At 60.1% G+C, this 1,538-nt stretch carries 2 protein-coding genes; both read left to right on the forward strand.

The window, feature by feature from the left end; genetic code table 11:
* The first annotated feature begins 309 nt into the window (after positions 1-309).
* Positions 310-753 carry an Rrf2 family transcriptional regulator gene (locus WBP53_RS08820; protein ID WP_423928006.1) on the forward strand — a complete coding sequence of 148 codons (444 nt, stop codon included), beginning with the start codon at positions 310-312 and terminating at the stop codon, positions 751-753.
* A 4-nt stretch (positions 754-757) separates the two neighbouring features.
* On the forward strand, positions 758-1,538 hold a 781-nt coding region (locus tag WBP53_RS08825), incomplete at its 3' end, for an NAD(P)/FAD-dependent oxidoreductase (RefSeq protein ID WP_423928008.1).

Consider the following 1,538-nt stretch of genomic DNA (forward strand, 5'->3'; position numbering starts at 1 on the left):
AGACAGATCCATACCTTCACCGCCAGTAACGGCCAGAGCCTATGGTAACGCGTCACTTGTGCTGGTCTCACTGACTCTCACCAGCAGATTGTTCTGATACGTGTCCGCGTGACCAATCTGTGCCCCGAAACGCACGAAGTGGGGATGCCGCATCTTGGAACATTGCCGGCCCGCGCTGAGCTAAGCGTCTGGGACACAGGCATAGGGGCGCGGCGTCTTGGCAGCGGCGGGCCGGGACAGGCCCAAAACAGGGCAAGGTGATCCGGAAAGTGCTTGATTGGCCCGGCGAATCGTAACATGTATAGTTACATGAAACGAGACAGCCGCCTTTCCTCGGTCCTTCACGCGCTCCTGCATATGGCAGAGCATGATGGGCCTATGACATCCGAAGCCATTGGTCAGTGCCTCGGCGCCAATCCTGTCGTTGTAAGACGCACGATGGGATTCTTGCGTGAGGCAGGCATCGTTTCCTCGGGGCGCGGTCATGCGGGCGGATGGCGCATCACCCGTGACCTTTCGGTCGTGACCTTGCAGCAGTTGCACGAGGCTCTGGGAGAGCCTGCGATTTTCGCCATCGGCAATCGAAGCGAAAATCCCTCCTGTCTGGTGGAGCAGTCGGTCAATGCGGCTCTGGAAACTGCATTTGCGGAGGCCGAAGCCTTGCTGCTGGACCGTTTCGCCCATGTAACCCTTGCCGATCTGGCGGCCGATTTTAGCCGTCGCTACGCGGAAATCCACAATCAGAAAGACTGAAAAAATGCATGATGTCATTGTGATCGGGGGTGGGTACGCCGGAATGGCGGCCACCCTACAGCTTTTGCGTGCGCGCAGATCGGTGCTGGTGATCGACGCCGGGCTGAGACGCAACCGCACCGCCAGCCATTCCCACGGCTTTCTTGGGCACGATGGCGTCGATCCGGCGGACCTCGCCCGGACATCCCGAACCCAACTGGAGGCCTATCCGACCCTGACCTGGAGAGAGGGCGAAGTCGCCCGAGCAACCGGAGCCTACGATAAATTCCAGGTGACGCTGACCACCGGTGAAAACTTCGCCGGGCGTCGCTTGCTGTTCGCCACAGGCGTCGCGGATGAGCTGCCGCCCGTGCCGGGCCTGGCAGAGCGATGGGGGCGTTCGGTATTCCATTGCCCCTATTGCCACGGCTACGAATTGAACAAGGGTCAGATCGGCGTCATTGCGACCGGGCCCATGTCCCTGCATCAAGCGCAGTTGCTGCCGGACTGGGGCACGGTGACACTGTTGACCAACGACGCATTGATCGTGGACCAAGACGCTCATGATGACTTGGATCGCCGTGGCGTCAGGGTCGAGGACACTGCCATTGATCGAATCGAAGGCAATGCGGATGTCATCCTGACCGACGGACGATCCCTGAGTTTTGCGGGTCTGTTTACCGCACCTCGCTGTTCACCAGCCAGTCAGGTCGCCGAAACCATGGGCTGCGTCCTGATGGAAACGCCCTTGGGCACTCAGCTCCGCACCTCCGATGAAAAAGAGACATCCGTCCGCGGCGCATTCG

Origin of the sequence: Dokdonella sp., assembly GCF_049593775.1 — a bacterium.
Taxonomy (GTDB): Bacteria; Pseudomonadota; Gammaproteobacteria; order Xanthomonadales; family Rhodanobacteraceae; genus Dokdonella.

Coding starts and splice junctions, on each gene's coding strand:
- WBP53_RS08820 (WP_423928006.1), top strand. CDS start 310: ATGAAACGAGACAGCCGCCTTTCCTCGGTCCTTCACGCGCTCCTGCAT.